Annotated in this window: 26 protein-coding genes, 1 tRNA gene and 1 pseudogene; 8 read left to right on the forward strand and 20 right to left on the reverse strand. The window is 57.7% G+C overall.

Annotated elements, in window-relative coordinates; all coding sequences use genetic code 11:
- Nucleotides 1-90: 90 nt before the first annotated feature.
- The gene (locus ABE459_RS18130; protein ID WP_346648118.1) at nt 91-1,056 is read left to right on the forward strand and encodes an SCO family protein; all 966 of its coding nucleotides are present in this window, start codon (nt 91-93) and stop codon (nt 1,054-1,056) included.
- A 747-nt stretch (nt 1,057-1,803) separates the two neighbouring features.
- Here the strand turns inward: ABE459_RS18130 and ABE459_RS18135 are convergent.
- Nucleotides 1,804-2,520, reverse strand: a complete 717-nt coding sequence (locus ABE459_RS18135) for a DUF4225 domain-containing protein (RefSeq protein ID WP_323828783.1) — start codon at nt 2,518-2,520, stop codon at nt 1,804-1,806.
- Nucleotides 2,517-2,999, reverse strand: a complete 483-nt coding sequence (locus ABE459_RS18140) for an Hcp family type VI secretion system effector (RefSeq protein ID WP_110993139.1) — start codon at nt 2,997-2,999, stop codon at nt 2,517-2,519. Before ABE459_RS18140 ends, ABE459_RS18135 begins: the two co-directional genes overlap by 4 nt.
- Before the next feature lie 220 nt (nt 3,000-3,219).
- On the opposite strand from ABE459_RS18140, the gene ABE459_RS18145 reads away from it, so the two are divergent.
- Together ABE459_RS18145 and ABE459_RS18150 are read left to right on the forward strand one after the other, a co-directional pair.
- A complete protein-coding gene (locus ABE459_RS18145; protein ID WP_323828780.1) occupies nt 3,220-4,497 on the forward strand; it encodes a bifunctional O-acetylhomoserine aminocarboxypropyltransferase/cysteine synthase in 1,278 nt (425 codons plus the stop codon).
- A gap of 64 nt (nt 4,498-4,561) precedes the next feature.
- Nucleotides 4,562-5,332: a hypothetical protein gene (locus ABE459_RS18150; RefSeq protein ID WP_323828778.1), complete on the forward strand. Its 771-nt coding sequence runs from the start codon at nt 4,562-4,564 to the stop codon at nt 5,330-5,332.
- Nucleotides 5,333-5,410: 78 nt separating this feature from the next.
- Here ABE459_RS18150 and ABE459_RS18155 read toward each other — a convergent pair whose 3' ends face one another.
- The 4 genes from ABE459_RS18155 to ABE459_RS18170 form a co-directional block, all read right to left on the reverse strand.
- Nucleotides 5,411-5,707 (reverse strand): DUF3077 domain-containing protein, encoded by a 297-nt coding sequence (locus ABE459_RS18155; protein WP_258704717.1) that lies wholly within the window; start codon nt 5,705-5,707, stop codon nt 5,411-5,413.
- A gap of 577 nt (nt 5,708-6,284) precedes the next feature.
- Nucleotides 6,285-6,572, reverse strand: coding sequence for a hypothetical protein (locus tag ABE459_RS18160; protein WP_323828776.1), 288 nt, complete (start codon nt 6,570-6,572; stop codon nt 6,285-6,287).
- Nucleotides 6,569-7,285, reverse strand: coding sequence for a DUF4225 domain-containing protein (locus ABE459_RS18165; protein ID WP_323828774.1), 717 nt, complete (start codon nt 7,283-7,285; stop codon nt 6,569-6,571). Before ABE459_RS18165 ends, ABE459_RS18160 begins: the two co-directional genes overlap by 4 nt.
- Entirely contained in the window at nt 7,282-7,767 is a 486-nt protein-coding gene (locus ABE459_RS18170; RefSeq protein ID WP_323828772.1) for an Hcp family type VI secretion system effector, read from the reverse strand. Before ABE459_RS18170 ends, ABE459_RS18165 begins: the two co-directional genes overlap by 4 nt.
- Nucleotides 7,768-8,054: 287 nt before the next feature.
- On the opposite strand from ABE459_RS18170, the gene ABE459_RS18175 reads away from it, so the two are divergent.
- Together ABE459_RS18175 and ABE459_RS18180 are read left to right on the forward strand one after the other, a co-directional pair.
- On the forward strand, nt 8,055-8,489 hold the full coding sequence (locus ABE459_RS18175; RefSeq protein ID WP_323828770.1) for a YeeE/YedE family protein: 435 nt from the start codon (nt 8,055-8,057) through the stop codon (nt 8,487-8,489).
- Between the two features lie 2 nt (nt 8,490-8,491).
- Nucleotides 8,492-8,911, forward strand: a complete 420-nt coding sequence (locus ABE459_RS18180; protein WP_323828768.1) for a DUF6691 family protein — start codon at nt 8,492-8,494, stop codon at nt 8,909-8,911.
- A 78-nt stretch (nt 8,912-8,989) separates the two neighbouring features.
- Here ABE459_RS18180 and ABE459_RS18185 read toward each other — a convergent pair whose 3' ends face one another.
- Both ABE459_RS18185 and ABE459_RS18190 read right to left on the reverse strand, forming a co-directional pair.
- Nucleotides 8,990-9,301: a DUF3077 domain-containing protein gene (locus tag ABE459_RS18185; protein ID WP_323828766.1), complete on the reverse strand. Its 312-nt coding sequence runs from the start codon at nt 9,299-9,301 to the stop codon at nt 8,990-8,992.
- A 76-nt stretch (nt 9,302-9,377) separates the two neighbouring features.
- Entirely contained in the window at nt 9,378-9,614 is a 237-nt protein-coding gene (locus tag ABE459_RS18190; protein ID WP_322360635.1) for a hypothetical protein, read from the reverse strand.
- A gap of 395 nt (nt 9,615-10,009) precedes the next feature.
- Here ABE459_RS18190 and ABE459_RS18195 point away from each other — a divergent pair.
- A pseudogene (locus ABE459_RS18195) lies at nt 10,010-11,095 on the forward strand (IS630 family transposase).
- A gap of 68 nt (nt 11,096-11,163) precedes the next feature.
- Here the strand turns inward: ABE459_RS18195 and ABE459_RS18200 are convergent.
- From ABE459_RS18200 to thrS, 12 genes are all read right to left on the reverse strand, one after another.
- Complete coding sequence (locus tag ABE459_RS18200) at nt 11,164-11,691, reverse strand: hypothetical protein (RefSeq protein ID WP_323828764.1); 528 nt, start codon at nt 11,689-11,691, stop codon at nt 11,164-11,166.
- A 65-nt stretch (nt 11,692-11,756) separates the two neighbouring features.
- The gene (locus ABE459_RS18205) at nt 11,757-12,650 is read right to left on the reverse strand and encodes a NotI family restriction endonuclease (RefSeq protein ID WP_323828762.1); all 894 of its coding nucleotides are present in this window, start codon (nt 12,648-12,650) and stop codon (nt 11,757-11,759) included.
- Nucleotides 12,643-13,971 (reverse strand): DNA cytosine methyltransferase, encoded by a 1,329-nt coding sequence (locus ABE459_RS18210; RefSeq protein WP_323828760.1) that lies wholly within the window; start codon nt 13,969-13,971, stop codon nt 12,643-12,645. Before ABE459_RS18210 ends, ABE459_RS18205 begins: the two co-directional genes overlap by 8 nt.
- Nucleotides 13,972-14,588: 617 nt before the next feature.
- Nucleotides 14,589-14,665: transfer RNA gene (locus tag ABE459_RS18215), tRNA-Pro, on the reverse strand.
- Nucleotides 14,666-14,767: 102 nt separating this feature from the next.
- The gene (locus tag ABE459_RS18220; RefSeq protein WP_011533210.1) at nt 14,768-15,124 is read right to left on the reverse strand and encodes a MerR family transcriptional regulator; all 357 of its coding nucleotides are present in this window, start codon (nt 15,122-15,124) and stop codon (nt 14,768-14,770) included.
- Nucleotides 15,105-15,407, reverse strand: coding sequence for an integration host factor subunit alpha (gene ihfA / locus ABE459_RS18225; protein WP_009394049.1), 303 nt, complete (start codon nt 15,405-15,407; stop codon nt 15,105-15,107). Before ihfA ends, ABE459_RS18220 begins: the two co-directional genes overlap by 20 nt.
- Nucleotides 15,408-15,411: 4 nt before the next feature.
- Nucleotides 15,412-17,793, reverse strand: a complete 2,382-nt coding sequence (gene pheT / locus ABE459_RS18230) for a phenylalanine--tRNA ligase subunit beta (RefSeq protein WP_323828753.1) — start codon at nt 17,791-17,793, stop codon at nt 15,412-15,414.
- 31 nt (nt 17,794-17,824) lie between these two features.
- Entirely contained in the window at nt 17,825-18,841 is a 1,017-nt protein-coding gene (gene pheS, locus ABE459_RS18235; protein ID WP_125464735.1) for a phenylalanine--tRNA ligase subunit alpha, read from the reverse strand.
- Between the two features lie 111 nt (nt 18,842-18,952).
- A complete protein-coding gene (gene rplT / locus ABE459_RS18240) occupies nt 18,953-19,309 on the reverse strand; it encodes a 50S ribosomal protein L20 (RefSeq protein ID WP_003250671.1) in 357 nt (118 codons plus the stop codon).
- A gap of 28 nt (nt 19,310-19,337) precedes the next feature.
- Nucleotides 19,338-19,532: a 50S ribosomal protein L35 gene (gene rpmI / locus ABE459_RS18245; protein ID WP_003250667.1), complete on the reverse strand. Its 195-nt coding sequence runs from the start codon at nt 19,530-19,532 to the stop codon at nt 19,338-19,340.
- 60 nt (nt 19,533-19,592) lie between these two features.
- Nucleotides 19,593-20,144 carry a translation initiation factor IF-3 gene (infC, locus tag ABE459_RS18250; RefSeq protein ID WP_012052879.1) on the reverse strand — a complete coding sequence of 184 codons (552 nt, stop codon included), beginning with the start codon at nt 20,142-20,144 and terminating at the stop codon, nt 19,593-19,595.
- Nucleotides 20,144-22,066, reverse strand: coding sequence for a threonine--tRNA ligase (gene thrS / locus ABE459_RS18255; protein WP_323828695.1), 1,923 nt, complete (start codon nt 22,064-22,066; stop codon nt 20,144-20,146). Before thrS ends, infC begins: the two co-directional genes overlap by 1 nt.
- A 335-nt stretch (nt 22,067-22,401) precedes the next feature.
- Between thrS and ABE459_RS18260 the strand changes: the two genes are divergently transcribed.
- Together ABE459_RS18260 and ABE459_RS18265 are read left to right on the forward strand one after the other, a co-directional pair.
- Complete coding sequence (locus ABE459_RS18260) at nt 22,402-22,713, forward strand: hypothetical protein (RefSeq protein ID WP_323828693.1); 312 nt, start codon at nt 22,402-22,404, stop codon at nt 22,711-22,713.
- Between the two features lie 164 nt (nt 22,714-22,877).
- Entirely contained in the window at nt 22,878-23,090 is a 213-nt protein-coding gene (locus tag ABE459_RS18265; protein WP_007956027.1) for a cold-shock protein, read from the forward strand.
- Nucleotides 23,091-23,164: the final 74 nt, after the last annotated feature.

The following is a 23,164-nucleotide window of genomic DNA, read 5'->3' on the forward strand; positions in this document are numbered from 1 at the left end:
AGGCAACACCGTTGCCCAGGCTCGGCCCATCGCGGGGCAAGCCCGCTCCCACGAGCCCAGGCCTTGTCACACACCCAAGAGGGTAAAACCATGCCCCGCACCTGGCGCCTGCTGCTGCCCCTGCTGATCATCCTCAGCCTGCCCTGCGCCCTGCCCCCGACCCGCGCCAGCGCTGACCCCGACACCCCCTGGGGGGCCAACTACTTCCCCAACATCCCCCTGCTTACCCAGGACGGCAAACAGGTACGTTTCTTCGACGACCTGATCAAGGACAAGGTGGTGGCCATCAACTTCATCTTCACCGGCTGCGGCGACTCCTGCCCGGTGGAAACCGCGCGCCTGCGCCAGGTGCAGAAGCTCTTGGGCGAACGCGTCGGCCAGGACATCTTCTTCTACTCGATCAGCATCGACCCCTACAACGACACCCCCACCACCCTCAAGCGCTACGCCGAAAAGTTCGCCATCGGCCCCGGCTGGACCCTGCTCACCGGCGAAGCCGCCGATATCGAACAACTGCGCCGCAGCCTCGGCCTGTATATCGAAGGCCTGGAAAACGGCCGCAGCAAAGACCACAACCTGAGCCTGATCATCGGCAACCAGAGCACCGGCCGCTGGATGAAAGCCTCGCCCTTCGAAAGCCCGTACATCCTCGCCGACCGCCTGGCCAACAGCCTGCACAACTGGAAGACCGCCAGCGCGCAGAACCTCGACTACACCCAGGCGCCGGCCATTCGCCCGCCCAGTGCCGGCGAGCAGCTGTTCCGCACCCGCTGTTCGTCGTGCCACACCGTTGGCGAGGCCGAACGCGGTGCCACCGGCGGGATTGGGCCGGACCTGCTGGGGGTGACCCGCCAGCGCGACGAAGCCTGGCTGAAACGCTGGCTGATGGTGCCGGACCAGATGCTGGCCGAAAAAGACCCGCTGGCCATGCTGCTGTACCACCAGTACAACCAGTTGGCGATGCCAAATATGCGGTTGGGGGAGACGGAGGTGACGGCGTTGCTGGCGTACCTGGAGGAGGAGACGACGCGGGTTCAGGGGGTGGTGGGGCGATAGGGTCAGGGGGCATTGTGGCGCTTAATAGCATTTAGATGATTAGCGGATTATTCTGAACCACCTTTTTGGCTCCCACGGAACGGGTAGTGCGAAACTATGGAGCCACATTCCGGCCAAGCACAGCCAAGCCGCCGCGGGATTCTCATAAATATACTCAGGATAGTAACCTACAAACAAATAATAAGACCGCTCCATTATCCTCATATAGTAGGTAACAAAGAACAAATTAAATACAAGCAAAAACCAGAACTTCCAAAGAGAGAAACGCCTGCCCGAAAACCTGCCCCTTAGAGAGTACGAAACCACCAACCCTGACAATACACCCCCTGCAAAGAGCCAGACGCTCATTCCTTATTCCACCCCACCCAAACAAGCTCACCCATCAATACATCAAAACAAAGTTTCAGCACAGCAACTTCCCTATCTATGAATTCGCAGTTGCGCCTCACTTTTTTCAAAACCATCTCTTTGGCTCCCATTGCACAGGCATTGCAAAGCTGTGTAACACCATACCAACCAAACACCACCAAACTGCGGCAGGGTTCTCATACAAAAAGTCTGGCTTAAAACCAATAAACAACAAATATGAGCGCTCCACGATCCTCATATAGTATGTTGAGAAAAACAAATTAAATACTAGACACGCCCAAAAAATCCACCACCTGAAGTTTCGCCCCGAGAACCTGTATCTGAGCACATATGCAGCGACCAACCCTGTCGCCACACACACTCCAAACAACCAAGAAATCATTCCTTATTTAACTCCACCCAAATCAGTTCTCCAGTCATGACATTCACCCCAAGTTCAAAACCAATAAGGCCTACCCCCGCATTCTTATAAGCAGGAACCATATCCGCCCTGATATACCTGTAGAGTCTCCAAGCGTCGCGACTCACAACAAGGGTCGTCACCCCAAAAACAGACAGCGCCATGTCCGCAATTCCATATACCACATTTCCATGTGAGGCCTTCCCTCCGAGAGCCTTGGCTATTTCTTGATAGCCCTGCCTAAGTGGACCTACGGTGTCATCTCTCCGTTGAATAATATTCCGGCCATTTTCATAAATTGCGTTGATACCATGCTGCACAAGTGCGATACCACCAGTGGCACATGCGAATCCTGCGGTAAGCTTGCAGACAGCAACACCACCAGCAACCTGCAACACTCCCGCCGCCAACCCTGCAACCAACTTTGTGTATTGGATGACCTGCAAGCCAAGTTCGACATGCTCTTTTCTTATTTGAATCAGCCCTTGCTCCGGCGTTTTCCTCCCGGTCCGAACATCCTCCACAATGCCCTTCCCGACATACGCCATCTCCTGCGTAAACTGCAGCCGCAACATGCCGTCATCCAGGCACCGCGCGGCAACTTCGCAGGCATATTGCGTCAGCCGCGCCGCGGCATGGCTGACCTCCCAGAAGTCGTCGTCCCACGGCACGTCATGCTCGCTGCGCCCGCTCATTCCTCGCCCCAGGTTGCATACCCGGTTGTTCCGGCCACATGGTGCACCCAGGAGATATCCCGGTAGCGCAGCGCCAGATACTCTTGCGGCTCCTGCTCGTTGAGCAGGACGGCGTGGGGCATGGCGACGTTCTGCTGGACGATCACCGCCCCGCCGAGTCTCACCGAGTAGTACTTTTCCAGAAGGCCCGCGGCGCTGGTGCGGAAGAACTGAATGTCGCATTCGACCCGCTCGCCGCTGTCCAGCGCCTGGGCAAGAAGCGGGGTGGCCTTGTCGACGAACTTGGTGAGGTAGACGGGACGGTGCAGCGCGCGCTGCGTGTTGTCCGCATTGGTGAGGCCATGGTCGAAGGCCAGCACCATGATTTCATCCCTATGCCCCAGTTGGCATTTGTTGCCGATGGAGTCCTGGGTGGAACAGCCCGCCGAGATCAAGCCCTGCAGCGAACCTTTGATCGACATATATCCGTGATAAGCCATGTTACGAACTCCCTGTAAAAGGCTCGCAATCTAATGGCGCACAGTGCAGCTGTATGTCGGACGCGTCCGAAAATACGCCGCTGAGAAGTTACCAAGTACGTCAGACATGCTGGACGCACGCAGTCACTGCCTGGGCAAAACTGCCTGCCGAACGGCTTGACCCCCACAGGCGTCGCGCTCCATGCTCAGCCGCTTCCACCCACGCTCAAGGAACGACTGCATGAAGCTGGAAACACTCGCCATCCACGCGGGCTTCAGCCCCGACCCGACCACCCGGGCCGTGGCCGTGCCGATCTACCAGACCACCTCGTTCGCCTTCGACGACACCCAGCACGGCGCCGACCTGTTCGACCTGAAGGTGGCCGGCAACATCTACTCGCGCATCATGAACCCCACCAACGACGTGCTCGAACAGCGCATGGCCGCCCTCGAAGGCGGGGTCGGCGCGCTGGCCGTGGCGTCGGGCATGGCCGCCATCACCTACGCCATCCAGACCGTCGCCGAGGCCGGCGACAACATCGTCTCGGTGGCCAAGCTGTACGGCGGCACCTACAACCTGCTGGCCCACACCCTGCCACGCATGGGCATCACCACACGCTTCGCCGCCCATGACGACATCGCCGCCCTCGAAGCGCTGATCGACGAACGCACCAAGGCGGTGTTCTGCGAGTCCATCGGCAACCCCGCCGGCAACATCGTCGACATCGCCGCCCTGGCCGCCGCCGCCCACCGCCACGGCGTGCCGCTGATCGTCGACAACACCGTGGCCACGCCGATTCTGTGCCGCCCGTTCGAGCACAGCGCCGACATCGTGGTGCACTCGCTGACCAAGTACATCGGCGGCCACGGCACCAGCATCGGCGGCATCGTCATCGACTCGGGCAAGTTCCCCTGGGCCGAGCACAAGGCACGCTTCGCCCTGCTCAACACCCCCGATGCTTCCTACCACGGCGTGACCTACACCGAAGCCTTCGGCGCGGCCGCGTTCATCGGCCGCTGCCGCGTGGTGCCGCTGCGCAACACCGGTGCCGCGCTGTCACCGTTCAATGCCTTCCTGATCCTGCAAGGCCTGGAAACCCTGGCCCTGCGTATGGAGCGCCACACCGAGAACGCGCTCAAGGTTGCCCACTACCTGCAAGGGCACGAGCAAGTGGCATGGGTGAAATACGCCGGCCTGCCCGACCACCCCGAGCATGCCCTGGCCCAGCGCTACACCGGCGGCAAACCGGCTTCGATCCTGTCGTTCGGCATCAAGGGCGGCCAGGCCGCAGGTGCACGCTTCATCGACGCGCTGCAGTTGGTGGTGCGCCTGGTGAATATCGGTGATGCCAAGTCGCTGGCCTGCCACCCCGCCTCCACCACCCACCGCCAGCTCAACGACGAAGAGCTGGAAAAGGCCGGCGTGCCACGGGACATGGTGCGGCTGTCGATCGGCATCGAGCACAGCGACGATATCATTGCCGACCTGGCCCAGGCGCTGGAGGCCAGCCGCGGCTGATTCACCCGCGCCCCACCCAATGCCAACGGCGGGCGCACCCTTGGCAACTGCGGATACCCACGCAATGACCCTGTTCTACCTGAAACTCATCGTCACGCCGCTGCTGATGTGGGCCGTGTCCCTCGCCTCGCGGCGCTGGGGCGGCCTGCTCGGTGGCTTGCTGTCCGGCCTGCCGATCACCTCGGCGCTGGTGATGACCTTCTTGTGCCTGGAGCAAGGCACGGCGTTCGTCCTGGGCGCGGTGCCCGGCGCCCTCGGCGGGCTGGCGGCGGTGCAGGCCACCTACGCCGTCTACCTGTACATCACCCGCCGCTTCGGCATTGCCAGCGCCGTGCCGCTGGCGCTGCTGTGTTATGGCGTGGCGGCCTATGCCTTCACCCATTGGGGCAGCCTGCCCCTGTCGATTACCGTGGCCCTGCTGCTGATCGCCGTGCTGATCCGCGCCAGTGGCCGCGAACCCAGGCCCGACAGCCTCGCCCAGCCCCGCCACCGCTATTGGGAAATCCCCCTGCGCATGGTGTCCGCCACCGGCCTGCTGATGGTCACCACCAGCCTGGCCAGCTGGCTCGGGCCCGCCGCCAGCGGGATGCTGGCGCCGATCCCGGTGATCGCCTGGCCGTTGGTGGTGTTTGCCCATGTGCAAAGCGGGCGCGCCGGGATGGCGATGATGGTGCGCGGCAATGCGATTGGCGCGGTGGGGGTGATTGCGTTTTATCTGATCGTGGCCGGGTTGCTGGAGCGCATCGGCATTGCTGCGACCATGGGGCTGGCCGTGGTGGTGGCGGTTGTGTTGACCGTGGCGTTGGCGACGGTATTGCGCCGGCGCGGGGCCTGATCCGCTCGTGCCGGTTTCGCCCATGAAAAAGCCGCTCTCGGTATTCCGGAAGCGGCTTTGTCGTTCAAGTTTCGAGCCTTATTTGTCGCCTTGCTCTTTGATCGATGGCAACTGCCCCTCGATCATTACCCTGGCCAGGCCGCTGAGGTAGAAGGTCGCGCGCATCAGCGTCTGCGCCTCGCGTGGTTTGGCAAGTGCCTGCTGGGTAAGCCCGGTGACGCAGCCCAGGATGACTGAAGCCTCCTCCAGTACCTCGCGCGTCTGCAGCCCCGGCGTGGCCTGCACCCAGTGGCGTGTTGGCATCTGCTTGCCCCGTTGGGACAGTGCGATGACGTTCAGTTTTTGCCGCTCCTGCGATTGCTCGTCCTTGTCCATGCGCTTACCCCCTGTCAACGACGGCAACGGCCGCAACCGGCCACCCGCCCAGTGGAAAAAAGAGCCCACCGCGTCTCCCCCTCCAGGGCCTCCGGGCCTCACCGCACGATCCTTGTGCAGTGCGCTGATCTGAAGGCCCGGCCAACCCCGGACGGTGAAACACGACGAGCAGGGCGAGACTAGTCGCGGTCATCACTCGCCTCAATAGCTTGGGAGGGGAAAAGGCCCCTTTGAGAAATGGACTACATGAACCACGGAAGAAATGCTGTAGGACCTGCAAAATCTGCCTGCATTGATGTGCGTATTGAGCCCTTGCCGAGAGCGTTTTAGTACTCCGTAGCAAGGCCTGCTGCCCGCCCGCACTCATAGAGCCAAGCTGTGGGAGCAACTGACTTGGGCAGTTTCACTGTGGAGCGGCCCCGCCAGGGCGCTGGACCGGCCGGTATGCGCTCTACAACCGCCCGCTTCTGAGTGCCTTCCGCGCAACGCCCACCATGCTGTCAAAACAAAACCCGTTGACAGGGCACGATCATTTGCAGCGTGCCGAAATAGACCATGCATGACGTCAGACACAACATTACTTATAGCGTGAAGAAACAGACCAGCCATGAAACATAACCATGATAAAAACCCCAACATTGACAAACATCAAGTCACGAAAGAAATTATCTCCAGGTTCGATGCCCACAAAAAACACGTCATCACCCTTCAAAAGCGTGACGTAGAATCCTCCTACCGCAATAGCATGAAAATAGGCCAGCACCACAAGGAACACTCTACTACTCACTGAGCACAAGTAGCGCCTGACCAGCAACGTAATCGGCACATCTACGACGACAATCAGGAAAAACTCAAACACACTCATTCTTTGTATTCTTTATTGAACTGATATGCCGTGGCACCGGTTGTGGCTGTTTCTACAACACCCGCCGCTGTGCTCATCTGTCGAAGCGCAGCCTCTTTATCAACGGAGTAATACTTGTAAAGTCTCCATGCATCCGCTTTTAGAACCGGCCGAAACAGAGCACCCGCCGACAGCGCCGCATCGCTGGCCAAGTAAGCTAGCGTACCCTCTCGCTCGGTATACCCTAAACTTTTAGAGACAGCACGATAGCCTTTCTTAATCGGCCCCTCTATATCATCACGCCCCTCATACAACCCCCTGGCGCTCTCATATAAATTGTTTCCTCCGTGCGCAATCATTGGAGCCCCCAACGTTGCACACAGCAGCCCAAGCGACCCATAACAAATACCGGCGCCAGTGATAATCTGCCCTGTCCCGCCAACAACACCAATCGCTTGCAATGTGATGCGTTCCGATTGAGCTTTCAGTCTATCTCTTTCATTCCTCAGCTCAATAAGCGCATCCCCGGCACTGGATTTTCGATGGTACACATCGTCCAAAACTCGCCGCGCGTAATAAGCCAGCTCCCGATTGAACTGCATTCGCAACCGTCGATCGCTCAGGTGTTTAGCGCTGATCCCGCAGCCATAACTGATCAACCGAGACGCCGCCGCATTCACCTCCCAATACGCCTCATCCAGCCGCTCACCATATCCTTCGTCACGCTGGCTCATAGCTGCTCACCCCAGCTGGCGTACCCGGTGGTACCGGCGGCGTGGTGAATCCAGCTGATGGTCCGATAGCTGATCAGCAGCCGCTCCTCGGCGTCTTGATCGGTCAAGAGCACCGCATGGGGCACGTCCATTTCCTGGCTGACGATCACCGCGCCCTCCAGCCTCACGGAGAAGTACTTCTCTCGATGGCCTGCCGGGTGAATGCGGTACAGCTGGATATCGCAGTCGAGCACTTCCCGGCTGTCCACGGCCTGGGCCAGCAAGGGCGTGGACTTGTCGATGAGCTTGGTGACCACGACCGGGTGGTGGGTGCCGCGCTGGGTGTTGTCCAGGTTGGAAATGCCGTGGCTGAACGACATCACCGTGATCTCGTCCTGGTGTGCGACCTGGCACCTGTTGCCGATGGACGCCTGGGTATTGCAGCCTGACGAAATCAGACCTTGCCGCTTGCCGGTGATGCTCATGTATCCGTTGAAAGCCATGGGCTGCACTCGTTGTAGAGAAAGGAGCGCAGCCTACGAAAACACTCACGGCGTGTATGCCGGACGCTTCCGAATTTTCCGGCCTTCACAGAACGCTTTGTTTACTGGGCCTGATTGGTCATGGCCAAACAAGCCTCGGGCGGGTCCTGGATCATCAACGTTAAAAAGGAGTGCCAGCACAAACGCGAATCCGGTTTCGCAGCGAACGGTTTACCCTGTTGGCATTGGCACGGGTCCCCGGGCAGGCCAATATCTTGACCAAAATTTCTGTTGGCGGGAGCTGCAGCATGAACATCGATTGGGTCAACTTCACACCTTGGGCGTCTTTGGCCGGAGGCGCCTTGATCGGCCTGGCCGCCAGCCTGTTCATCCTGGCGAATGGCCGTATCGCCGGCATCAGTGGACTGCTTGGCAGCCTGATCCAGGGCGATGGTGAGGGCCGCAGCGAGAAAGCGTTGTTCCTGCTCGGCCTGGTGCTCGCGCCGGTGATGTGGGGGCTGTTTGCCGTGTTGCCCAAGATCGAGATCCACGCCGGGTGGCCGGCGTTGGTGATTGCCGGCCTGCTTGTCGGTATGGGCACCCGCTACGCTGCGGGTTGCACCAGTGGCCATGGCGTGTGTGGCGTGTCCCGGTTGTCACCCAGGTCGATGCTGGCCACCTTGTGCTTCATGGCGACCGGGTTTGCCACGGTGTATGTCATCCGCCATCTGCTGGAGGCTTGAACATGCGCAAATTCACGGCCTTTCTCGCAGGGTTGATCTTTGGCTTCGGTCTGCTGCTGGGGGGCATGACCAACCCCGCGAAGGTGCTGGCGTTTCTCGATGTGGCCGGGGTCTGGGACCCCAGCCTGGCGTTGGTGATGGCAGGCGCCATCGCGGTGGCGGCCGCCCCGCTGAACTGGGCGCGCACGCGCAAGCAGTCCTTGCTCGGTGCGCCCATGCAGTTGCCGGTGAAGCGCACACTGGATGCCCGCTTGATTGGCGGCAGCCTGGTGTTTGGCGTGGGTTGGGGGATTGCCGGTTTCTGCCCTGGGCCGGCGGTGGCGTTGCTGTCTACTGGGCGGTGGCAGGTGCTTGTGTTCGTGGTGGCGATGCTGGCAGGCATGTATCTGTTTGCCAAGCTGGAGAGTCGACGCGGCGCTTGAGCGAGTTATCGGTTTCCGGGGCACCATCACATGAGGGGCATGTCGCCCGAAGACACCTTCGGGCGTGTTGCTTCTGCTCTATTCACCCCGCAAGGCCGGGGCCATCAACCCGTGGTTCGCATCCTGGACCAACGCCTTGGCCATGCCACTGAGGTAGTGCATCGCCGTCAGTAGCGTGGGCAGGTGATCCGTTTCCACCATCGCCAGGTCACTGATCTTGTGCACCGCACACATCAGCACGGTCGCCTGCTCCACCGCATGGTCCAGCGGATGGCCCGGCACTACGCGGAACAGTGGGGCTTGCACACCAGCCTCCCCGCCTTCGCCGAAATGGCCGACGCCGGTGGTGGCGAGTTGCTTGATGCGTGGGGTTTGCGATTCCTTGTCCATACCACTCCTCCTGCGGCCCCGCGAACGGCGCGGGGCCTGATCGGTGAACATCAAGGGCGAGTACGAGTTCGCCAGGTCAGTGTCGGGATTGCACACGGCTTAGCGCCACTTCCACCAGGGTGTGGGCGCTGTCGATTTCGTGGATGGCGGCGAGGGTCAGGACCTGGGCTGGGGGTTTGGTGTGGAGCAGGATGGACTGCTGGCTGACGGTCAGGGCGCAGACTAGGTATTCGGAGATTTGGACCAGGAGGTCTTCTAGGGTTTGGGTGGTGTATTTGTTGTGGTGGGGTGGGTCGGGGACGATCTTTAGCATGATGTTTCTCCGTCTCGGTGGAGCCACCACACCCTGCTGTCAAACAGAGGGTGGCAGCTGAACGTGGGTTGACAGACCGAGGAGACGAAAGAGACCCGGCGCACACGAGGTGCCCCACGTACAGCCGCCATAACGGCTTGCTACGAGACTTCGTTCTACCTGCGGCCTGTCAAAGCCGGTCGCTGGGTTTGGAGCGACTTGGCGAGACTAGACGGCTGGTGGGCGAGCGGCAACAGGCTGTAAGGCGGTAAGAGTATGTTTCGGAAATGGACTACAGAGAAGAGGGAAAATCGGATTTTGGCGTGGCCCCTTATAGCGCTTTCTAGTGCGGTGTTTCAGAAGTGCCGCTGAAATTTAGACTTGGCTCTGTAAAAACCCACTCATCATGCATCGACATGAGCCGAGCAGCAACTGTCATTACCCTTTCTGAAACTGAACATGCAGGTCTACTGCGTCGGTTCAAGCTCCGCAATGGTGCCCAGGATGCATGCCTACGTCCCGAGATAATTCTCGCCTGTGCCGCCGGCCAATCAGGTAACGACATTGCCAAGCGCTTTGTCACGAGCAGGATGTGGTGTCACGCTGGCGCCAGCGTTTCTCTAAGTTGGGGTTGCTGGGTTTGGACGATGAGCCGCGCTCTGGCCGACCGCGTACTATTTCGGATGAACAAGTTCAGCAGGTAATAAACCAAGTATTGAAAGGCAAAACCGACGACTCCAGCCACTGGAGTACACGGCGTATGAGTCGCGAAATGGGTTTATCTCCTCCCAGCAGGCATGCACATCTGGCACGCATTCGGGATCAAGCCGCACCTGAAAAGACCTTCAAGCTCTCCACCGATCCTTTATTTATCGACAAGGTTAACGACATCGTTAGACTGTACTTGAATCCACCCGGAAGAGCCCTGGTGCTATGCGTTGATGAGTAGAGTCAGATCAAAGCGTTAAACTGCAACCAGCCTGAATTGCCCATTTCCCAGGCAATCCTACGACTCGCACGCAGGATTACAAACTACATGGAACGACCTCTCTTTTCGCCGCTTTGTATGTGGCAACTGGTGAGGTCATTGGCCGATTGAAGCGTCAGCACCACAGCACTGAATCCCTCACCTTTCTGAGAGAAGTTGATGCGTCGGTTCTTGCTGAAATGACAATTCATCTGACCATGGATAACTACGCAACACAAAAGATCTACAAGGTGAGAGCCTGGCTTGCAGCGCGTCCAAGCTACAACATTCACTTCACGTCCACTTCGGCCTCTTGGCTGAATTTTGTCGAGCACTTTTTCTCAACGTTGAGCGAGAAATGGATCAAGCGACAGGAACATGTAAGCGTCAAAGATATGAAAGCTTCGATTGGGCACTACTTGGAAACGTAACCCAGAAATCGAAGCCATGCCGATGGCAAAAGAAAGCAGAGCACATCCTCTGCCTATGCACTTCCGAAAGTTTGGACGAATCACTTATCATGCTCGCCCTCTAACTGGAAAACATAGCTAGACGAGGAAGACCCACAAGCATCAAACAACACAAGGTCAAAGGCTTAGATACTCACTCTATCATTCGAGCAAACCAGCTCAATGACTTGTAGTGCGCAGGCATTGAGTCATTATAAATATTCATATAATCCACACGAATAACGAGATCCTTGAGCGCTACCCTAACATTATCCGCATATACTACCTGATGAGGAACATTATTATCATACTTCAGCTCAAGCAAACAAAACTCTCCTCCCGATGACAAACTACGCCCATCTATACTCCCCACAAAAAAATACCACTTAGATAGGCTTTCGGGCATGCATTCAATCAGGCTTGTTCCAATCACCTCTCCTCCCCTTTCAACCCTTAAGGATGAGACAATCAACGGACCAACACCGTTATTTTTCAGGCAAACCCGAATATGGTTAACCATATCCCTATATTCAACTTCCGCCAGAGGGCGGACAGATAGTTTATTATGCCGCATTTGCGCAAACGCCGTCACCACAGCAATAAGCAACGCAAAAAACGCAATTATTGCCGCAACACAGGCGGCGATATCCCCCAAATCAAAACCATATAATCCATTACCCACAACCGCTCCTCAACTAAACCTCAACCGCCAACCCAACAAACAATCCCTGTCAATCACTCTCAAACTCACAGCTGAGCCAATATAGCATCACGATATACATTTTCGACCGGCAGATTACTCGGCGAAGTAAATGCGTTGGCAACTTGATCAACAGTAGTAGTAAATACTCCTCTACCGACCAGCTCTCTTATCTGTCCTTCTGGTACTTCATCACCAAGATCATACCACATCAGTGACAATGAACCCGGCTGCAAAGAGTACTCATACAATTCACCGCCAAGTCTTTCCCGTATCTTGTCATTCACCGGCTTAGGGCAAATGAAAAACAATCCACTTCGGCAAAGCCGCTCACGGCGCAAAACATGCCCTTTATATATCAACTGAGGCAGTATTCGTTTATTCACATTCTCCCAATTAAATCCAGCCGTACTAGCCTTTTTAGGAGCAAGCCCTGCCAAGTATGCTCGCCTCTCGCCTTGATAATTGCCGGTCGTATCAATTGACTGAACTTCCACCGCCACAAAATCAACTAACTCACCATTTTCATCCAATTGAGCAAGAACCCAATCGACAAAGTAACCTCCTGATTTTCCTCTACTTGGAAGTCTCAGCTCCTTACCCCAACGCTTGCCAAAAACAGCAACCTTAACTTTTCCAGACTCTACTAACTTATTTCTGGCTTCGCTTGCTCGACACAACTCTACATCACCTCCAAAAGCAACTATCGCCACATCCTTGAGAATCTTATAATCGTTAGCATACAAACGATACGGACAACATATTACCGGCCCTGAAGTCTTTGGCTTGAGAGTGCAAACCCCACTAGCATCACCATTGCGTAGGGTTTTCACACAGACCCCATCTAAAAATGGGCAGTGCGAATCAGCCCGCGCTTGGCGGGCTGATTCAGATTTATCTGTAGGGGAGTAACCAAAAAGCTCAACAATATTGCTAGCCAAACGCAAGTTCCTTTTGATACTGCTCAGAATTTTCCGGAGCTCCGGTCTGAGCCCAGTGAGATTCAAGCTTGTTAGCAATAGCCTTGGCCATCAAAACGGGCACAGCATTACCAACTTGCTCATATTGAGAGACGCGAGACCCTAAAAATTTGTAGGTATCCGGAAAAGACTGAAAACGAGCTGCCTCACGAACAGTCAAACTCCTATTTTGATCCGGTAGAAAGACTGTACCCCAGTGCGGATCGCATTTCGTCAAAACCGTGCCTGGAAGTCTATCTGGGTGGAGTCTCCCATACCTCTTTGTATGATCAGAGCGTCGAGCGCGCTGCATTCCTTTAGGAAGTAGTTCGAAGGGAATATCACGCCAAGAGCCACCTGGATGAACGTGTTTCATCCTTTCAGCATTTTGCTTAGAAAGCTTCGCTGCGTAATGGTTAAAAGTTTCACCTTCAGAGTTACGAATAAGTTTTGCAAAATCACTAACCGCTGGGCTGTCATAGGATACAATCTCTGCCCCTTCGCCCATCTCTAATTTTGGTAGATCACTGATTGCCGCACGTACCGTCACAGCGGGGAGCAAACGTTCACGATCAGTATCGCTTAGCTGGAACGTCATGGTATTGCCCCCTCGGAAGTTCGCGCGCCCGACTGCATAGTGGGAAGGCTCAGGAGGATCAATTGGGCCGGCCAAGGACCCTAACAATATAAGCCGCCAACGTTCTTGTGGAACACCGTAATGAGCGGCAAAAAGAATTTTTGCAGTGACGTGATAGCCAAGCGCAGTGAAAATTTCAACAATCTGTCGATACACCTTACCATCGCCAATTGATAAAAGACCTGGAACATTCTCAAACACGAAAGCCTTTGGCATGAACTCTTCAAGAAAGCGCTCATAGTGCTTGAATAGCTTATTCCTTGGGTCGTCCAGGAAGCGCTCAGGAGCGTTAATGGAAAAACCTTGGCAAGGGGGGCCACCGACAAGAACATCCAAATCGCCTCGATCAAGTCCAAGCTGGGCTCTGATGGTGGCCGGATCTACTTCCTCAATTGGACGACAGTCAGCTATTGCCTCTGGATGGTTCAGTCTAAAGGTTTCAATCGCCTCTGGCATTACATCATTTCCGTATAGACTTGTATATCCCGCCTGCCTAAATCCTTCAGTGATACCGCCCGCGCCGCAAAAAAGATCTATAGTTCGGCGCGAAGCCATCCCTTTTTCTCCGAGAGTTGATGAGCCCGGCGCAACGCTAACCTGAGATGTCGCTTTAGTAATATTTTTTTTACGTGTAACAGAATTCGTCATATCATGCTCAGTAGCCATTTCTCTACTCCTAACAGTAGCGGGTGGTTAGGTAGAGGTGGTGGTGGCAGCCACCATCTCTATCGATTTTCATTAAGAAGCGCAGAGTCGGTTAGGTCTCAGGACGCATCGGTATTGAGAACAGACCGCCCTGCCCCCGTTCATGCTTGTCAACGTATAACTGCATAAATTCACGAAGCACCTCTGAAGCTCGCCGCTCCTCTGCCGAACACGCGACTTGGAAAGCCTCACGCAGATCTTTCTCGACGCGGATCCGTAAACCAACGTCTTTATTTTTCATGACCACAGAGAAATCCTGGATACACAAATGTGTATCCATATTCTGCTCAACTTGGTTTCGTTACGCAAGCGATGAGATGTTTAACGGTCCTTCAGAAGACACAGAGATCGCAGCCTTCACGGCTAAACCATATTGAAACTAACATTTCAAGGATTAGTTAACCAGTTAGGCAAAAATCTCGATCAACGGTTTACGTGCCCTTGATGTGACAAACCATACAAGCCTATCGGAATCGATAGGCCATGAAATTCGCTCAATTTTTAATTACAATCTCAAGGTGAGGTTTCAGAAACGAAAAAGCCCAGTCGTTACCGACTGGGCTTTTTCGTTTCAATAATGGTCGGGACGGAGTGATTCGAACACTCGACCCCTTGCACCCCATGCAAGTGCGCTACCGGGCTGCGCTACGCCCCGACAAGGCGGTTCCCAATACTGCCGAGAACGAGAAGAAATTTACCCTAACCTTTTGATTAATGGAAGCTTTTTTTCAAAAATTTCCAATCATCGGCAAACGGATCACTTCTTCAACACCACCAACACATCCTCCAACTCGGCAATCATCTGCCGAATCAGCTGCTTGTACTGGCTGGATTCATCCTTGACCTCATCACTGGAGAGCCGCAACCGCGCCCCGCCAATGGTAAAGCCCTGGTCATACAGCAAAGCGCGGATCTGGCGGATCATCAGCACGTCTTGGCGCTGATAATACCGCCGGTTGCCACGGCGCTTCACCGGGTTGAGCTGCGGGAATTCCTGCTCCCAGTAGCGCAGCACGTGCGGTTTTACCGCACAGAGCTCGCTGACTTCACCGATGGTGAAGTAGCGTTTGCCCGGGATGGGGGGCAGCTCGTCGTTATGGCTTGGTTCCAGCATAGGCCTCTACCCGGGCTTTCAGCTTCTGCCCTGGACGAAAGGTGACGACGCGGCGCGCGGTGATCGGGATCTCTTCCCCGGTTTTGGGGTTGCGGCCCGGCCGCTGGCGTTTGTCGCGAAGGTCGAAGTTGCCGAAACCGGACAACTTGACCTGCTCGTTATCTTCAAGCGCATGCCGAATTTCTTCGAAAAACAGCTCGACCAGCTCCTTGGCCTCTCGCTTGTTGAGCCCCAGCTCCTCGTACAGCCTTTCGGCCATCTCAGCTTTCGTCAGAGCACCCATACCGTTATTTCCTTAACGTGGTGTTCAACCTTTGTTCGAGCGAGGTGAGGATATTTTGCAGGGTTTCGTTCACCTCATCGTCGTTAAGAGTGCGCGATGGATGTTGCCAGGTCAAGCCGACGGCCAGGCTTTTTCTATCAGGATCAATGCCTTTACCCTGGTAGACGTCAAACAGCCTGAGGTCTGTGAGCCATTCGCCGGCATTGTCACGAATTACTTCAAGCACCGAACTGGAAGCCACATCACGGCCTGCGATCAAGGCCAGGTCACGGCGGGTTTCCGGGAACTTGGACAGTTCGCTGAACTTCGGCAGGCGACCTTCCACTACATCGCCGAGCACCAGCTCGAAGACGTAGACCGGGCGGTCGAGGCCGAGGGTCTTGGCCAGTTCCGGGTGGATGGCGCCGAGGTAGCCGACTTCCTTGCCGTCGCGTTCGATGCGGGCGGTTTGGCCTGGGTGCAGGGCTGGATGCTTGCCGGCGACGAAGCTGAAGTCGCTCAGGGCGCCCGAGTAGCCCAGCAGGGCTTCCACGTCGGCTTTCACGTCGAAGAAGTCGATGCCGTCACGGCCGTTGGCCCAGCCTTCGGGCAGGCGGCTGCCGGTAACGACGCCGGCGATCATCGGCTGCTGCTTGAGGTCGCCGAGCTGGCCGACGAAGCGCAGGCCGCTTTCGAACAGGCGCACGCGGTCTTGCTGGCGGTTGAGGTTGTGCTGCATCGCCTTGACCAGGCCCGGCCACAACGAGGCGCGCATGGCGGCCATGTCGTTGGAGATCGGGTTGGCCAGCACCAGCGGCTCGACGCCTGGGGTGAACAGCTCGAACAGTTTCGGGTCGATGAAGCTGTAGGTGATGGCTTCCTGGTAGCCGCGGGCGACCAGCAGGCGACGCAGGTTCGGCAGCTCGCCGCGGGTCTCTGGCTTGCCCTGGGGCGCCAGGCGCGCCTGCGGGTAGCGGACCGGCAGGTTGTTGTAGCCGTACAGGCGGGCCAGCTCTTCGATCAGGTCGACTTCCAGGCTGATGTCGAAGCGGTGGCTTGGCACGGTGACGGTCCACTGCCCTGCCCCATTGGCGCTGGTGGTCAGCTCCAGTGCGTTGAGCAGCTGCTCGACCTGGGCGGCGTCCATCTGCAAGCCGAGCATTTGGGTGATGCGTTCGTCGCGCAGGGTGATCGGCGCGATGTTCGGCAGGTGCTGTTCGCTGACGGCTTCGACGATCGGGCCGGCTTCACCGCCGACGATCTCCAGCAGCAGCGCGGTGGCGCGCTCCATGGCTTCGCGGGCCAGTTGCGAATCCACACCGCGCTCGTAGCGGTGCGAGGCGTCGGTGTGCAGGCCGTAGGAACGGGCCTTGCCAGCGACGGAGATCGGCTCGAAGAAGGCGCTTTCCAGGAACAGGTCGCGGGTCTTCTCGGTGTTGACGCCGCTGTGCTCGCCACCCATCACGCCGGCAATGGCCAGGGCGCGGGTGTGGTCGGCGATCACCAGGGTGTCGGCGCGCAGGGCAACTTCCTGGCCGTCCAGCAGGACCAGTTTCTCGCCCTCTTCGGCCATGCGCACGCGGATGCCGCCGTTGATTTCGGCGAGGTCGAAGGCGTGCATCGGCTGGCCGAGTTCGAGCATCACGTAGTTGGTGATGTCGACGGCGGCGTCGATGCTGCGCACGTCGCTGCGGCGCAGGCGTTCAACCATCCACAGCGGGGTCGGCTTGCTCAGGTCGACGTTACGGATGACACGGCCCAGGTAACGAGGGCAGGCCGCCGGGGCACTGACTTCCACCGAGCGTACTTCGTCGTGGGCAGCGGGGACAGCCGGCACTACCGGGCGGGTGACCGGGACGTCGTACAGGGCGCTGACGTCGCGGGCCAGGCCGGCCAGGGACAGGCAGTCGCCGCGGTTCGGGGTCAGGCCGATCTCGATGCTGGCGTCGTCGAGGTTCAGGTACTGGCGAATGTCCTGGCCAACCGGGGCGTCAGCGGCCAGTTCCAGCAGGCCGTCGTTCTCTTCGCTGATCTGCAGTTCGGCAGCCGAGCACAGCATGCCGAAGGACTCGACGCCGCGCAGCTTGGCTTTCTTGATCTTGAAGTCGCCCGGCAGCTCGGCGCCGATCATGGCGAACGGGATCTTGATGCCTGGGCGGGCGTTGGGGGCGCCGCAGACCACCTGGAAGGTTTCTGCGCCGTTGCTTACCTGGCACACGCGCAGCTTGTCGGCGTCCGGGTGTTGTTCGGTGGCGAGGATCTCGCCCACCACGATGCCGCTGAACTGGCCGGCAGCGGGGGTCACGCTGTCGACTTCGAGGCCGGCCATGGACAGGCGGGCGACCAGTTCGTCACGGGAGACTTGCGGGTTTACCCAACCGCGCAGCCACTGTTCACTGAATTTCATGCTGTTCTCCTAGAATTTGCGTCGATTGGGCCTAGCGGAATTGCGCCAGGAACCGCAGGTCGTTGTCGAAGAACAGACGCAAATCGTTGACGCCATAGCGCAGCATGGCCAGGCGCTCGGCGCCCATGCCGAAGGCGAAGCCCTGGAACTCTTCCGGGTCGATGCCGGACATGCGCAGCACGCTCGGGTGGACCATGCCGCAGCCCATCACTTCCAGCCAGCCGGTCTGCTTGCACACGCGGCAGCCTTTGCCGGAGCACATCACGCACTGGATATCCACTTCGGCGCTCGGCTCGGTGAAGGGGAAGAACGACGGGCGGAAGCGCACGGCCAGTTCTTTCTCGAAGAACACTCGCAGGAACTCTTCGATGGTGCCCTTGAGGTCGGCAAAGTTGATATCGCGGTCGATCAGCAGGCCTTCGACCTGGTGGAACATCGGCGAATGGGTGATATCCGAGTCGCAGCGGTAGACGCGGCCCGGGCAGACAATGCGAATCGGCGGCTGGGTCGATTCCATGGTACGCACCTGCACCGGCGAGGTGTGGGTACGCAGCAGCATGTTGGCATTGAAATAGAAGGTGTCGTGCATCGCCCGGGCCGGGTGGTGGCCGGGGATGTTGAGCGCTTCGAAGTTGTGGTAGTCGTCTTCGACCTCGGGGCCTTCGGCGATGCCGTAGCCGATGTGGGTGAAGAACTGCTCGATGCGCTCGAGAGTACGGGTGATCGGGTGCAGCCCGCCGGTGGTCTGGCCACGGCCTGGCAGGGTGACGTCGATGCATTCGGCGGCCAGGCGAGCGTTGAGCTCGGCCTCTTCAAAGGCGGCCTTGCGTGCGTTGAGCACGTCGGTGACGCGTTCCTTGGCGTCGTTGATCAGCGCGCCAACCTTGGGGCGCTCTTCGGCTGGCAGGTTGCCCAGGGTCTTCATCACCTGGGTCAGCTCGCCTTTCTTGCCGAGGAATTGGACCCGGATCTGTTCCAGGGTTGTGATGTCTTCAGCGCGTTCCACGGCCTCAAGGGCTTGGGCAACCAGCGCGTCCAGGTTTTCCATGTACAGACTCCAGATACGAAAATAGGGGAAGAGCTTTTGAAGGCTCTTCCCCTATCGATGACGTTTTACACCCGACGGCGCAGGGCGCCGGCGGATGATTGTCGTGGGTACTTAGGCCAGAACGGCTTTAGCTTTCTCGACAATTGCAGCAAACGCCGCTTTTTCGTTCACTGCCAGGTCAGCCAGAACCTTGCGGTCGATTTCGATCGACGCTTTTTTCAGGCCAGCAATCAGACGGCTGTAAGACAGGCCGTTGGTGCGTGCACCGGCGTTGATACGAGCGATCCACAGAGCGCGGAACTGACGCTTCTTCTGGCGACGGTCGCGGTAGGCGTATTGGCCTGCCTTGATGACAGCCTGCTTGGCAACACGGAATACGCGCGAACGTGCACCGTAGTAGCCTTTAGCCAGTTTCAGAATTTTCTTGTGACGCTTACGAGCGATGACGCCACGCTTTACACGAGCCATGAGTAACTTCCTCTATCTTTGACCGAAATTAACGTACGCGCAGCATGCGCTCGACTTTTGCAACGTCAGACGGGTGCAGCAAGCTGGCACCGCGCAGTTGACGCTTACGCTTGGTCGACATTTTGGTCAGGATGTGGCTCTTGAAAGCGTGCTTGTGCTTGAAGCCGGAAGCGGTTTTCAGGAAACGCTTCGCAGCACCGCTCTTGGTTTTCATTTTTGGCATGTTGGAACTCCGCATTCGATAAAATTACACATAATCATCAGGCCTGCCGTGCCCGGGAGATTACTTCTTTTTCTTGGGGGCGATGACCATCATAAGCTGGCGTCCTTCCATCTTCGGATGCTGCTCAACGGTGCCGTATTCGGCGAGGTCAGCTTCAACCCGCTTCAACAGCTCCATGCCCAGCTCCTGGTGGGCCATCTCACGGCCACGGAATCTCAGAGAGATCTTGGCCTTGTCCCCATCGGTAAGGAAACGTACCAGGTTGCGTAGTTTTACCTGGTAATCCCCATCCTCCGTCCCTGGACGAAACTTGATTTCTTTAATCTGAATCTGCTTCTGGTTTTTCTTGGCTTCGTTGGCCTGCTTCTTCTTCTCGAAGAGGTGCTTGCCGTAGTCCATGACCTTGCAGACAGGCGGTACCGCGTCTGCAGAGATCTCTACCAGATCCAGCTTCGCTTCATCAGCAATACGAAGCGCTTCATCAATCGAGACGATGCCAACCTGCTCGCCATCAGCGCCAATTAACCGAACCTCGCGGGCCGAGATATTCTCGTTGATCGGGGCTTTCGGTACAGCACGCTTATCGTTTCTCATTTCACGCTTAATAGTCATTACTCCGATTCTTGGCGACCACGCCGGGAAACCGCCTGATTCAGCAGCTCAGCGAACTGGGCGACGGGCATGGAGCCCAGGTCAGCGCCTTCGCGAGTACGCACTGCGACGGTTTGCGTTTCGACTTCACGATCCCCTATAACCAAAAGGTACGGGACCTTGAGCAAAGTATGCTCGCGGATTTTAAAGCCGATCTTCTCATTTCTCAAGTCCGACTTGGCACGGAAACCGCTACCGTTCAGAGATTTCTCAACCTCGAGGGCGAAATCGGCCTGCTTGTCGGTGATATTCATGACCACTGCCTGCGTCGGCGCCAGCCATGCCGGGAAGACGCCGGCATAGTGCTCGATGAGCATACCGATGAAGCGTTCGAACGAGCCGAGGATGGCGCGGTGCAGCATCACTGGGCGCACGCGGCTGTTGTCTTCGGCGATGTAGCTGGCATCCAGGCGCTCAGGCAGGTTCGGGTCGTACTGCAGGGTGCCGCACTGCCAGTTACGGCCCAGGCAGTCGCGCAGGGTGAACTCGATCTTCGGACCATAGAACGCGCCCTCGCCCGGCTGGTATTCCCACTCCAGGCCGGAATCGTTCAGGGCTTCGGCCAGGGCACCTTCGGCGCGATCCCACAGCTCTTCGGAACCCACGCGCTTGGCCGGGCGAGTCGAGAGCTTCATGGCGACGTCGGCGAAACCGAAGTCCTTGTACACATCAAGGGTCAGCTTGATGAAGTCGGCGGCTTCTTTCTTCACCTGTTCTTCGGTGCAGAAGATGTGCGCGTCGTCCTGCACGAAGCCACGCACGCGCATGATGCCGTGCAGCGCGCCGGACGGCTCGTTGCGGTGGCAGGCACCGAACTCGGCCAGGCGCAGCGGCAGGTCGCGGTACGACTTCAGGCCCTGGTTGAACACCTGCACGTGGCATGGGCAGTTCATCGGCTTGACCGCGTAGTCGCGGCTTTCAGAGGCCGTGGTGAACATGTTCTCGGCGTAGTTGGTCCAGTGGCCGGAACGCTCCCAGAGGATGCGGTCGACGACCTGCGGGGTCTTGATTTCCGAGTAGCCGTTTTCGCGCTGGACTTTACGCATGTACTGCTCGAGTACCTGGTAGATGGTCCAGCCGTTGGCGTGCCAGAACACCATGCCCGGCGCTTCTTCCTGCAGGTGGAACAGGTCGAGCTGCTTGCCGATCTTGCGGTGGTCGCGTTTTTCGGCTTCTTCGATGCGCTGGATGTAGGCCGCCAGCTGCTTCTTGTCTGCCCAGGCGGTGCCGTACACGCGCTGCAGCTGCTCATTCTTGGCATCGCCGCGCCAGTAGGCGCCGCTCAGCTTGGTCAGCTTGAAGGCTTTGAGGAAGCGGGTATTCGGCACGTGCGGGCCGCGGCACATGTCGACGTATTCTTCGTGGTAGTACAGGCCCATGGCCTGTTCATTCGGCATGTCTTCGACCAGGCGCAGCTTGTAGTCTTCGCCACGACTGGTGAACACGTCGATGACTTCGGCGCGCGGGGTCATCTTCTTGACCACGTCGTAGTCGGTGTCGATCAGCTGCTGCATGCGCTTTTCGATCGCAGCGAGGTCGTCCGGGGTGAAAGGACGCTCGTAGGCGATGTCGTAATAGAAGCCTTCGTCGATCACCGGGCCGATCACCATCTTGGCGGTCGGGTACAGCTGTTTCACTGCGTGGCCGATCAGGTGGGCACACGAGTGACGGATGATCTCCAGTCCCTCTGCATCTTTAGGGGTGATGATCTGCAGGGTGGCGTCGTGGTCGATCTTGTCGCAGGCATCGACGAGCTTGCCGTCGACCTTGCCGGCCAGGGTGGCCTTGGCCAGGCCGGCGCCGATCGAGGCGGCGACTTCGGCTACGGATACCGGCTGGTCGAACGTGCGTTGACTGCCATCGGGAAGAGTAATAACGGGCATGGCGCCTCCTCTCCTAGTGGTGACCCCTACCAAAGGTCACGTGGGTTGGGATGAGCCAGTACAAGATCCGCCCTGCCTTTCCCGCGGGAAAGCCTGCCTCACAGTGGCAGAGACCTTTCGGCCGGTCAGGGGCGAACCAGAGTGACTGGAGGTATAAAAAGAAATGCGGCTGCCACAGGCATACCGCAAGGGAGCCATGCTAGCACGGGGCTAGAGGGGTCGGCAGAAAATTTTGGCAAGTGTCCCTGCCAGGTGAACTTGTACGGAAAATTTCCTATCAGACCTTCTGAAGCAACCTACTCTTGATGAGACCTTAACCCAAGGAGTATCCGGTTATGCGACTTCCCTCCCTTCTGGCCGCCTGCGCCGTTAGCGCCCTGCTGCTGCCCTTGGCTGCCACTGCGGGCGATTTCCCGGCGGGCAAGGAGACCAACTACATGGCCCAGTGCCAGGAAACAGCCAAGGCGCAAGGCGTCGACGCCGCGACGGCGACCGAGCACTGTACCTGCGGCGCCCAGGCCATCAAAAAGAACTTTACCAACGAGGAGATCAAGGACCTCGACAGCTCGGACGGTGTCGACGCCAAGCTGATGCACCGTGCCCAGGCCGCCGTGCAGGCCGCCTGCAACCCGAAAAAGCTGAAATAGCTGCGTTTTATGCGGCCTTGACCCCCTTCATTTACGCTTTATCGACATAGTGCGAAGGTAATAGGCGCCTGATCCGCAGAATTAGACTATGATGTAGCCGGTGCCCCTGTAGCCTTGGCCACATCGCACCTCGAAAAAAAATCATGTTTCTGGAGATTCATCCCATGTCCAATCGCCAAACCGGCACCGTCAAATGGTTCAATGATGAAAAAGGCTTCGGCTTCATCACCCCACAAGGCGGCGGCGACGACCTGTTCGTACACTTCAAGGCCATCGAAACCGACGGTTTCAAGAGCCTGAAAGAAGGTCAGACTGTTTCCTTCGTCGCCGAGAAAGGCCAGAAGGGCATGCAGGCTGCACAGGTTCGTCCGGAGTAATTCGGATAGCTGTAAAAAACCCGCCACTTGTGGCGGGTTTTTTATTGGCTGCGAAAAGGCGCCATCGCCCTTGC

The sequence above is a fragment of the Pseudomonas sp. TWI923 genome (assembly GCF_039673365.1).
Taxonomy (GTDB): Bacteria; Pseudomonadota; Gammaproteobacteria; order Pseudomonadales; family Pseudomonadaceae; genus Aquipseudomonas; species Aquipseudomonas sichuanensis.

Bases quoted from the DNA above. Each gene is read 5' to 3' on its own strand.
- ABE459_RS18130 (WP_346648118.1), top strand. From the start codon at position 91: ATGCCCCGCACCTGGCGCCTGCTGCTGCCCCTGCTGATCATCCTCAGC.
- ABE459_RS18135 (WP_323828783.1), bottom strand. From the start codon at position 2,520: ATGAGCGGGCGCAGCGAGCATGACGTGCCGTGGGACGACGACTTCTGG.
- ABE459_RS18140 (WP_110993139.1), bottom strand. From the start codon at position 2,999: ATGGCTTATCACGGATATATGTCGATCAAAGGTTCGCTGCAGGGCTTG.
- ABE459_RS18145 (WP_323828780.1), top strand. From the start codon at position 3,220: ATGAAGCTGGAAACACTCGCCATCCACGCGGGCTTCAGCCCCGACCCG.
- ABE459_RS18150 (WP_323828778.1), top strand. From the start codon at position 4,562: ATGACCCTGTTCTACCTGAAACTCATCGTCACGCCGCTGCTGATGTGG.
- ABE459_RS18155 (WP_258704717.1), bottom strand. From the start codon at position 5,707: ATGGACAAGGACGAGCAATCGCAGGAGCGGCAAAAACTGAACGTCATC.
- ABE459_RS18160 (WP_323828776.1), bottom strand. From the start codon at position 6,572: ATGAGTGTGTTTGAGTTTTTCCTGATTGTCGTCGTAGATGTGCCGATT.
- ABE459_RS18165 (WP_323828774.1), bottom strand. From the start codon at position 7,285: ATGAGCCAGCGTGACGAAGGATATGGTGAGCGGCTGGATGAGGCGTAT.
- ABE459_RS18170 (WP_323828772.1), bottom strand. From the start codon at position 7,767: ATGGCTTTCAACGGATACATGAGCATCACCGGCAAGCGGCAAGGTCTG.
- ABE459_RS18175 (WP_323828770.1), top strand. From the start codon at position 8,055: ATGAACATCGATTGGGTCAACTTCACACCTTGGGCGTCTTTGGCCGGA.
- ABE459_RS18180 (WP_323828768.1), top strand. From the start codon at position 8,492: ATGCGCAAATTCACGGCCTTTCTCGCAGGGTTGATCTTTGGCTTCGGT.
- ABE459_RS18185 (WP_323828766.1), bottom strand. From the start codon at position 9,301: ATGGACAAGGAATCGCAAACCCCACGCATCAAGCAACTCGCCACCACC.
- ABE459_RS18190 (WP_322360635.1), bottom strand. From the start codon at position 9,614: ATGCTAAAGATCGTCCCCGACCCACCCCACCACAACAAATACACCACC.
- ABE459_RS18210 (WP_323828760.1), bottom strand. From the start codon at position 13,971: ATGGCTACTGAGCATGATATGACGAATTCTGTTACACGTAAAAAAAAT.
- ABE459_RS18220 (WP_011533210.1), bottom strand. From the start codon at position 15,124: ATGCTGGAACCAAGCCATAACGACGAGCTGCCCCCCATCCCGGGCAAA.
- ihfA (WP_009394049.1), bottom strand. From the start codon at position 15,407: ATGGGTGCTCTGACGAAAGCTGAGATGGCCGAAAGGCTGTACGAGGAG.
- pheT (WP_323828753.1), bottom strand. From the start codon at position 17,793: ATGAAATTCAGTGAACAGTGGCTGCGCGGTTGGGTAAACCCGCAAGTC.
- pheS (WP_125464735.1), bottom strand. From the start codon at position 18,841: ATGGAAAACCTGGACGCGCTGGTTGCCCAAGCCCTTGAGGCCGTGGAA.
- rplT (WP_003250671.1), bottom strand. From the start codon at position 19,309: ATGGCTCGTGTAAAGCGTGGCGTCATCGCTCGTAAGCGTCACAAGAAA.
- rpmI (WP_003250667.1), bottom strand. From the start codon at position 19,532: ATGCCAAAAATGAAAACCAAGAGCGGTGCTGCGAAGCGTTTCCTGAAA.
- infC (WP_012052879.1), bottom strand. From the start codon at position 20,144: ATGACTATTAAGCGTGAAATGAGAAACGATAAGCGTGCTGTACCGAAA.
- thrS (WP_323828695.1), bottom strand. From the start codon at position 22,066: ATGCCCGTTATTACTCTTCCCGATGGCAGTCAACGCACGTTCGACCAG.
- ABE459_RS18260 (WP_323828693.1), top strand. From the start codon at position 22,402: ATGCGACTTCCCTCCCTTCTGGCCGCCTGCGCCGTTAGCGCCCTGCTG.
- ABE459_RS18265 (WP_007956027.1), top strand. From the start codon at position 22,878: ATGTCCAATCGCCAAACCGGCACCGTCAAATGGTTCAATGATGAAAAA.